We start from the raw sequence: 9,072 nt of genomic DNA, 5'->3' as shown, positions 1-9,072 counted from the left end.
AGCCTCGGCTGAAGTGCGCGCCATCCTGCTCGATCTGGCCGCCACGCGCCTGGGTCAGGGCATGGCCGGCCTCAAGGTGGTCGACGGTGTCGTTCAGGGCAGTGGCAACGCGCAGGTGAGCTCTTGGGATCTGGTCCTGGGACAGGCCCTGGATCGTGAAGCCATTGGACTTGCCAAACCCAAGCCCGCAACCGAGCACCGCTACATCGGCCGCTCAGTCCCACGGCTGGACCTGCCCGCCAAAGTGCTGGGGCAATCCATCTTCGTGCAGGAGCTGCGGCCGGCCGGCATGGTCTATGGCGCTGTCGTGCGTCCGCCCACGTACGGCGCGTCGCTGACCGCTGTGGACCTGGCAGTCGCCGAGCGCATGCCTGGTGTGGTCAAAGTGATCAGAAACGGCAGCTTCCTGGGGGTGGTTGCACGCCGCGAGGCACAGGCGCACGCCGCGGCCCGCGCGCTGGGTGACAGTTGCCAGTGGAATGTGCCCAAGCGTCTGCCGGGCACCCAGGCCATGCCGGCCTGGCTGGAGGCCACCAAGCCTGACCGGGTGATTGAAACCCTCAAGAAGCCCCGCACCAATGGCACGGCAACCACCCGCACCCTGGAGGCCGCCTACTACCGGCCCTACCAGATGCACGCCTCCATCGGTACCTCGGCTGCTTTGGGCACGATGGGTGCCGACGGGGTGCTGATCGTGCAGACGCACAGCCAGTCGGTCTTCGAGACCCGTGCGGCGATCTCCCGCATGCTCGATATGCCCCTGGACAAGGTGCGCCTGCAGCACGTGCAGGGAGCCGGCTGCTACGGGCACAACATGGCCGACGATGCGGCCGCCGATGTCGCTTTGTTGGCAGCGGCCGTCCCCGGGCGGCCGGTGCGCTTGCAGTACACCCGCGAGCAGGAGCATCTGTGGGAGCCCTACGGGTCGGCCATGGTCATGAAGACCTCGGCCAGCCTGGACGCGCAGGGCAATATCCAGGATTGGAAGCTCACCATTTTTTCTACGCCGCATGGCACCCGGCCCAGCGGTCAGCCCGGCAACCTCTTGCCTGCGCTTTACCTCGAAAAGCCGTTCACCCAGCCCAAGCCGCAAAACGGCGGCGCGCCCAATTTCGCGGCCGACCGCAATGGAATCGCGCTCTACGACTTCCCGGGCCAGGAGGTTCTCACGAACTTCATCACCGAGATGCCGCTGCGTGTGTCCTCGACCCGCGGTCTGGGCGCTTATGCCAACGTGTTCGCCATCGAGTGCTTCATCGACGAGCTGGCCCATGCAGCCAAGGCGGACCCGGTGGAATACCGCCTGCGCCACATGAAGGACCCGCGCGCGCGTGACGCAATCGCCAAGGCGGCAGAGGCCTTTGGCTGGTCGTCCTGGCGCAAGCAGCCTGGGCGTGGGCGCGGCATCGGTTTTGCCAAGTACAAGAACATTGCCGGCTATTGCGCGGTGGCTCTGGAGGTGGAGGTCAATCGGCAAAATGGCCGCATCCGCGTTCTGCGGGCGGTCGCCAGTGCCGACAGCGGCCACATCGTCAACCCGGACGGCGTGAGCAACCAGATCGAAGGCGGCCTGATTCAGTCACTGTCCTGGACCCTCAAAGAGGAAGTCCAGATGAACGACACGCAGGTCCTGTCCGCCGACTGGGCCAGCTACCCCATCCTCACCTTCTCGGAGGTCCCGCCGATCGAGGTGGTGCTGATCGACCGTCCCGGGGCGCCGTTCCTGGGCACGGGTGAGGCCTCGCAGGGGCCCACGGGCGCAGCGCTGGCCAATGCGGTTTTTGATGCTGTTGGTGTGCGCTATCGGCGCCTGCCTCTCACGCCGGACCGCGTGCTAGAGGGGCTCAAGGCCTGAGCCCGCTGGTGGGGCTCTTAGCAGCCCTGCGCGCGATCAGGTTTGCTGAGTGTCACACGCGTGGTGGCCGTGCCGGGTGTTCCCGGCACGGTGCTGATCGACGCCGCCCGGGTGAGAGCTGACCCCAGCGATAGCTGCCCTGCGCTGGCCACTGCGGACCCGCGGTGGTGCGTCGAGCCTGTTTTGCAGTTGTGGTCGGCCCGGCTGATGAAGAAGTCAGGCTGCTGACCCGTCTTCTCATGCCCCGCCTGTAGATCGAATTCCAGCCACACGACGTCGCGCGCATCAGGGACATTGGCACGCGGCGGGGTCAAAGGGCTTCTTTGCCAACCGGTGGACCGGAGGTGACTTCATCGTGTACTTTGCTGGCATGGATGCCATTGACCAAAGCGTCAATGTCGTATTCGACCTTCTTTGCAGTTTGGATGATGATCCGACCTCGCGAGACGACAAGATCCACCTTTTGCCCGAGTTGATAACCTGCCTCTTTCAAGACAGAGGTAGGCAGGAGCAGAGCGGGACTGTTACCCCATTTGCGAATCACAGTTTCCATGGCTTGAGGCTCGTCCAAAGTGTTCACATGTTGGATTCCATCTCGCCAGCGCGCAAGTGCCGGTCGCTAAGCTGAACAAGCGACGCGCAGGTGTTCGAAGTCGGGACCCCACCCACAACAGAGGGTCTGAAACCGGGCGAGTCAGTGACGGTCTTTTTCTCAGGCGCTCGAGCCGAGGGGGGCAGACCTTTGCACTGGCAATTTGAGCGTGACCAGCCAGCAGATCGCCAGCATGGCCGCAGACCCCAGCAGCGCGTACAGCAAGCCTCCCCACTGATAAAGCAAGCCCGATAGCAGCGTTCCAAAGAAGCGCCCGAGTGCGTTGGCGGCGTAGTAAAAACCCACGTCCTCGGCGGCCTTTTCAGATCCGGCATACGCCAGCACCAGGTAGGAGTGCACAGACGAATTAACGGCGAAGGCAAAGCCAAACAGCCCCAGGCCTGCCACAACGACCCACTCGAGGTGAGGCACCTGGGCCACCACCGCAGCAGCCAAGGCCAGGGGCACCACGGCCAGGATGGCCGACCACCAGCGTGCGGCCGGTACCTCGCGGGTCAGACCATCTTCGCTGCGCTTCACGATGTTGGGCGCCAGTGCCTGCACCAGGCCGTAGCCGATGGTCCACGCCGCCACGAAGCCGCTCACCATGGAGAAGGTCCAGCCTACTGAGTACAGGAAAACAGGCACGCCCACTACAAACCACACGTCACGCGCACCGAACAGTGCCACCCGCGCAGCCGCCAGGCCGTTGATGCCTGCGTTCTTGGCAAACAACTCCTTGGCGGACTTGGATGCCTTGCTCTTGCCCATCATGGGCGGCAGGGAGGTCACCACGCCCACCAGTACCAGCGCCAGCAGTCCGGCCATGGACCAGAGCGAGCCCTGAAATCCCAGCGTCTGGAGCATCAGGCCGCCCAGGAAAAAGCCCACCCCTTTCATGGCGTTCTTGCTGCCGGTGAACCAGGCTACCCACTTGAACAGTTGGCCGGCGCCTTGGTCCTTGGCTTGGGCTTGCGTCACCTTGATGGCCGACTTGCTGGCCGTCTTGGTCAGGTCCTTGGCGACGCCGCACACCCCTTGAGACAGCACGACCCAGGCCACGGACATGGCGGGTGTCCAGTTGGGGTCGAGGAAGGACAGCAGGGTAAAGCCGCTGATCTGCGTGACCAGGCCCACGGTCAGCATGCGAGCGATGCCATAGCGCGTGGCCAACCAGCCGCCAATCAAATTGGCCAGCACACCCGCTGCTTCGTACAGCAGGAAAAGAAAGGCCAGGGTGAACGGGGAGTAACCGAGGCTATAAAAGTGCAGCAACACCAGCATGCGCAGCGCGCCGTCGGTGAGCGTGAACCCCCAGTAAGACGCCGTGACGATGGCGTAGTTCCGTTCAGCCTGGTTCATCAAAGTCCCGATTGCTCAATATGGCAGGCCAGATCCACCATGCGGGTGGCATAGCCCATTTCATTGTCGTACCAGGCGTAGACCTTGAGCAGCGTGCCATCGGTCACCATCGTCGACAGCGCATCGACGATGGCGCTGCGGGTGTCCCGCGCATAGTCAGAGCTGACCAGCGGGCGCTCCTCGTAGCCCAGGATGCCCGCCAGGGGCGATCCGGGCTGGGCTGCCGCCTTGAAAAGGGCGTTGACTTCGTCGGCCGTGGTGGCGCGCTGCAACTCAAAGACGCAGTCCGTGAGAGAGGCATTGAGCGCCGGCACCCGCACCGCGTGGCCATTGAGTTTGCCTTTGAGTTCAGGGTAGATGAGCGCAATGGCTGTGGCGCTGCCGGTGGTGGTGGGCGCCAAGTTGATCATGGCGCTGCGCGCGCGGCGCAGGTCCTTGTGCGGGGCGTCCACCACCACATTGGTGTTGGTCGGGTCGTGCAGCGTGGTGATCTGGCCGTGGCGAATGCCGATGGCCTCATGGACCACCTTGACGACAGGTGCCAGGCAGTTGGTGGTGCAGGACGCCGCCGTCACGATGCGGTCTCTAGCCGGGTCGTACAGGTGGTCATTCACGCCCATCACGATGTTGAGCACATTGCCCACCTTCACCGGCGCGGCGACGATCACCCGCTTGGCACCGCGGTCCAGGTGACCCTGCAGGGTCTCGGGGGTGAGGAACTTGCCCGTGCACTCCAGCACCAGGTCCACCCCCAGATCGCCCCAGGGAATGTCGGCGCTGGTGGCGTGTGAACTGAACGAAAGATGTCGATCGCCGATGCGGATGGCCTCCTCGCCATCGGCCGCGATATCGGCCCTCCAGCGACCCTGCACCGAATCGAAGGTGACCAGATGGGCCGTTGCGGCCGCACCGCCTTTGATTTCGTTGAGGTGCACGACCTCCAGCCGGTTGTCTGCACGCGGGTCGTGGTCGGGCCGGTCGATCGCGCCAAAGGCGGCGCGCAGTGCCAGCCGACCCACTCGGCCCATGCCATTGATTCCAACTTTCATCTTTGTTCCTTCAATGTGATTTCTATGATTTCTGATCAGCACGTGGGGGCGCCGCATTGTTTGGCGCCCTTGGGAGAGGGGGAGCAGTCTTCACCCTGGCAGCAGTGGTCGACCAGGTAGCCCACCAGTCCATTCATATGGGCAAGATTGGGTCGATAGAACAACTGCCGTCCGTCCCGCTCGACGGTGACCAAGTCCGAGCGCCCCAACTCCTTCAAGTGAAAGGACAAGTTCGACCCGGCGAGCCCGAGCATCGCCGCGAGCGCCGAGGGCGTCAGTCCCTCCGGGCCTGCGCCGATCAGCGCCCGAAAGATCCGAAGACGCGTTTCCTGGGCCAAGGCAGCAAGTGCGACAACGGCGGTTTTTTCATTCATAGTTCAATCATAATTGAATAATTGATCTTTACCCGGACTCCGCATGACTGACCTTGCCGATCCCTCTTCTTTTGCCGCAAGGCCGGCAATCAGCTTCTTCGAGCGCTACCTCACCTTGTGGGTAGCCCTGTGCATCGTGGCGGGCGTCGCGCTGGGGCAGTGGCTGCCGGGTGCCTTCAAGGCGGTTGCCGCCCTGGAGGTGGCCCAGGTCAATTTGCCCGTCGGCTTGCTGATCTGGGTGATGATCATTCCGATGCTGCTGAAGATCGACTTCGCAGCCCTGGGGCAGGTCAGGGCGCATGCGCGCGGCATCGGCGTCACCTTGTTTGTGAACTGGGCCGTCAAGCCCTTCTCGATGGCGGTGCTCGGCTGGATCTTCATCCGCCAGGTGTTCGCGCCCTGGCTGCCGGCCGACCAGATCGACAGCTACATCGCCGGCCTGATCTTGCTGGCCGCGGCACCCTGCACGGCCATGGTGTTTGTGTGGAGCCAGCTGTGCAAGGGCGACCCGTACTTCACCCTCTCGCAAGTGGCGCTCAACGACAGCATCATGGTCGTGGCCTTCGCGCCCCTGGTGGCCCTGCTGCTGGGGTTGTCGTCTATCGCCGTGCCCTGGGACACCTTGGTCACGTCCGTGGGCCTGTGCATCGTGGTGCCCGTCATCCTGGCCCAACTCTGGCGCAAGGCCTTGCACCCGCGCGGCAGGGCGCATTTCGAGGCGGTGGCAGCCCGCCTTGGCCCCTTCTCCATATCGGCCTTGCTGGCCACGCTGGTGCTGCTGTTCGGGTTTCAGGGCGAGGCGATTCTGGCGCAGCCTTTGGTGATTGCGCTGCTGGCGGTTCCGATCTTGATTCAGGTGGTTCTGAATTCTGGCTTGGCCTACTGGCTCAATCGCAAGCTGGGTGTGCAGCACTGCGTGGCTGGTCCTTCGGCGCTCATTGGGGCCAGCAACTTCTTCGAGCTGGCAGTCGCCACTGCCATCAGTCTGTTTGGTTTCCAGTCGGGCGCTGCGTTGGCCACGGTGGTGGGGGTGCTGATTGAAGTGCCAGTGATGCTGGCCGTGGTGGCGGTCGTGAACCGAAGCCAGGGCTGGTACGAGCAGTCCAGCCAAGGAGTCCGCGCATGACGGTCACGATCTATCACAACCCCGCCTGCGGCACATCACGCAACGTACACGCGCTGATTCGCCACGCAGGCCTCGAGCCCACCGTCATTGAGTACCTCAAGACGCCGCCCTCCAAAGACGAGTTACGAGCCCTGGTAGCCGCCACCGGCCAGCCACTGCGCGCCTTGCTCCGGGAAAAGGGGACGCCCTATGCAGAACTTGGACTCGCCGATGCCAAGTGGACCGATGAGCAGTTGCTGGATTTCATCGGGCACTACCCCATCCTGATGAACCGTCCCCTGGTGGTGACGTCGCTGGGCACCAAGCTGTGCCGCCCCTCAGAAACCGTGCTGGAAATCCTGCCGGTCGGACCCCTGCCGCCCTTCACCAAAGAGGATGGCGAACGCATCGTGGACAACGGGGTACGCCGCCCCCGGCCGTGAAGCGCCGGAGCGGGTCAAACGCGTACCGCGCCGCACCAGCGCAGCGCGCTGTCTGCGGCGACGGCGATGGCGCGCAAATAATCTTCCACGTCCACCCACTCGTCATGACTTCCGTTCTGACTCAAGTCGCCGCAGAGCGGGCCAAGACCGACGGTGGGTATCCCTTTTTGCACCATCGGCACGCGGATGTCCGAGGAGGTATGCATGGCATTGACGAAGGGCGTCAACCCCGTGACCTGCGTGACCGCCGCACTGACAGCGTCGAACAAGGGTGACTCGGCCGGTAGTTCGGCGCCCGTGACGCCAGCGAGCCACTCGATCACGGGGGGGTGATCGCGCAACCAGACATCCTGCTGCTCACACGAAGCCAGGCAGTCCATGATTTCCTGCTGAACGCTTTCCATGCTTTCGCCAGGCGGGAAGGAAATCGACACGCCCATCGTGCATCGGGTGGGCACTCGGGTGAATCGCAGGGAATCCCCGCAGGTCATGTGCGCCACCAGGATGTTGGTGGCGCGACCCACCACACTTTCGATGCCTGCATGGCGCACCCGGGCGGCGCGTGAGTTGCCGAGGTCGTCAAGGGCGGCCTTGAGCACCATGGCCTTGTCGAGGGCACTCACCGCGAGGTGCGAAAACGCAGTATGGCCAGGCTCCTGGGTGTCCGGGCCCTGGCCCGACACGGTCAGGCGCAGATGCAATTGGCCGCCGCAAATGGCCTTGATCTCCTGCATGCCCAAGCCGCTTTCGGCAGGGTGCAGGTAAATTGCAGCGTCCCCGGTGTGTCCGTGTTGCAGCACCGCTGCAACCCCACGCGCATGGCGTTTGGACGGCGTGCTCGCAGCCAGCACGTCCCCCAGGGGCCGCAGGCCCGAGGCCACAATGCTTTGGATCGCTTCGGCCATGATGGCGATGCCCGCGAGGTCATCGGCAACACCCCAGCCGTAGATTCGCCCTTCGCTGAGGGTCGCAGCGAACGGATCGTGCTTCCAGCGTTCGACGTTTTTCACAGGCTCTCCGTCGGGGTGCCCGAAAAAAATCAGGCTCCGGCCCGCGCCCTCTCCTGGCAGGCGGGCAATGAGGCTGCAGCGCTCTTCTGTCGCAGCAAGGTCTCCTGTGGCGAACTCGTGCTGCATCTGCACTTTGGCGGGCGCGTAGTGGAGCGACTCCACCTGGCATCCTGCTTCAGCCAGGTGGTCTGCAAAGCATTGCTGCACGGCCGCTTCGCCGCTGCGCTGCGCCGCGATCAACCTGCCGAGAAAGGCAATGCTCTGGGCGCGACGCGCCTGTGCAGCTGCAAGCAGGGTCTGTGAAAAATCGTCCATACCCACTCAGGTCGGCTGAACGCCAGAGACCCGGACCAACTCGCGCCAGACTTCCCGCTGCGAGCGCATGAGGGCCGCAAATTCCTGTGGTGATGTGGGGTAGGGGATGTTGCCGGCGGATGTCAGGCGTTGCGCCAGGGCCGGGTCCTTGAGCCCGTCGTTGATCGCGGTGTTCATGCGTTGCACGATGTCGGCGGGCATGTTGGCGGGCCCCATCACGGCGGAGAAGGACGGCAGGTTGTAGTTGGCGACACCTTGCTCTTGCACCGTCGGCATTTCAGGCGCAAGGGGCCAGCGCGCGGCACTCGTGACACCTAGAGCACGTACTTGGCCGGCACGAATTGCGCCGATGATCCCCGAGAAGCTGTCAAACACCACCTGAATGTTGCCGGCGATGAGATCCACCAGGGCCTGCGCCGCACCGCGATAAGGGACGTGAGTCAATTCGGTACCGGTGCGCTGCATGAACAGCACCCCCAGCATATGGTTGGCCCCGCCCGCTCCAGCCGACCCGAAATTGAGTTTGCCCGGATTCGCTTTGGCGTAAGCGATCAGTTCCTGGATGTTCTTGATCGGCAACGCAGGATTCACGCAGACCACCGCGGTACCCAGCGAGAACGTCGCAATGGCGGTGAAGTCATCGACGCCCTCGTAACCCGCCGACCGAAACAACATGGGCGCGCCCAGGTGGGAGGAAGGACTGGCCATCATGACGGTGTAACCGTCCGGGGCTGATTTCGCGACGAAAGCAGTGCCCGGGGTTCCGCCAGCGCCAGCGCGGTTATCGACCACGACCGGCGTGCCGAGCGCCTTCGCCAGCACTTCGGCCTGCAAACGCCCGGAAATATCGCTGGCCCCGCCGGGAGGATAAGGAACCACAAGGCGAATCGGTCGGCTGGGCCAGGCCGAGGCCTGGGCGTTTGCCGAGGTACTGTTCAACATCCAGGGCAAAGTGGCCAGTGCAGCC

General features: G+C 63.9%; 9 protein-coding genes. 3 read left to right on the top strand and 6 right to left on the bottom strand.

Features of this window, described 5'->3' with window-relative positions; all coding sequences use genetic code 11:
- The coding region (locus QE494_RS16185) for a xanthine dehydrogenase family protein molybdopterin-binding subunit (RefSeq protein ID WP_300044956.1) at positions 1 to 1,855 on the top strand (1,855 nt) is incomplete at its 5' end.
- 310 nt (positions 1,856 to 2,165) lie between these two features.
- Here the strand turns inward: QE494_RS16185 and QE494_RS16180 are convergent.
- From QE494_RS16180 to QE494_RS16165, 4 genes are all read right to left on the bottom strand, one after another.
- A complete protein-coding gene (locus tag QE494_RS16180; protein ID WP_300044953.1) occupies positions 2,166 to 2,435 on the bottom strand; it encodes a PbsX family transcriptional regulator in 270 nt (89 codons plus the stop codon).
- A gap of 132 nt (positions 2,436 to 2,567) precedes the next feature.
- Positions 2,568 to 3,809: an organoarsenical effux MFS transporter ArsJ gene (gene arsJ / locus QE494_RS16175; RefSeq protein WP_300044950.1), complete on the bottom strand. Its 1,242-nt coding sequence runs from the start codon at positions 3,807 to 3,809 to the stop codon at positions 2,568 to 2,570.
- Positions 3,809 to 4,858, bottom strand: coding sequence for an ArsJ-associated glyceraldehyde-3-phosphate dehydrogenase (locus tag QE494_RS16170; protein ID WP_300044948.1), 1,050 nt, complete (start codon positions 4,856 to 4,858; stop codon positions 3,809 to 3,811). Before QE494_RS16170 ends, arsJ begins: the two co-directional genes overlap by 1 nt.
- A 35-nt stretch (positions 4,859 to 4,893) precedes the next feature.
- A complete protein-coding gene (locus tag QE494_RS16165; protein ID WP_300044945.1) occupies positions 4,894 to 5,232 on the bottom strand; it encodes a helix-turn-helix transcriptional regulator in 339 nt (112 codons plus the stop codon).
- Positions 5,233 to 5,275: 43 nt separating this feature from the next.
- Here QE494_RS16165 and arsB point away from each other — a divergent pair, with 43 nt between their 5' ends.
- Positions 5,276 to 6,358 carry an ACR3 family arsenite efflux transporter gene (arsB, locus tag QE494_RS16160; RefSeq protein WP_300044942.1) on the top strand — a complete coding sequence of 361 codons (1,083 nt, stop codon included), beginning with the start codon at positions 5,276 to 5,278 and terminating at the stop codon, positions 6,356 to 6,358.
- Positions 6,355 to 6,780, top strand: a complete 426-nt coding sequence (arsC, locus tag QE494_RS16155; protein ID WP_300044939.1) for an arsenate reductase (glutaredoxin) — start codon at positions 6,355 to 6,357, stop codon at positions 6,778 to 6,780. Before arsB ends, arsC begins: the two co-directional genes overlap by 4 nt.
- Positions 6,781 to 6,794: 14 nt before the next feature.
- Here arsC and QE494_RS16150 read toward each other — a convergent pair whose 3' ends face one another.
- Positions 6,795 to 8,105 (bottom strand): M20 family metallopeptidase, encoded by a 1,311-nt coding sequence (locus tag QE494_RS16150; RefSeq protein WP_300044937.1) that lies wholly within the window; start codon positions 8,103 to 8,105, stop codon positions 6,795 to 6,797.
- A gap of 6 nt (positions 8,106 to 8,111) precedes the next feature.
- Positions 8,112 to 9,072 (bottom strand): tripartite tricarboxylate transporter substrate binding protein (locus QE494_RS16145; protein WP_300044935.1); only part of this gene is annotated, 961 nt, incomplete at its 5' end.

Origin of the sequence: Ramlibacter sp. (genome assembly GCF_029866045.1) — a bacterium.
GTDB lineage: Bacteria > Pseudomonadota > Gammaproteobacteria > Burkholderiales > Burkholderiaceae_C > Ramlibacter.
Note: the sequence above shows the minus strand (reverse complement) of the source record. Positions and strands in the feature narration are given on the sequence as shown.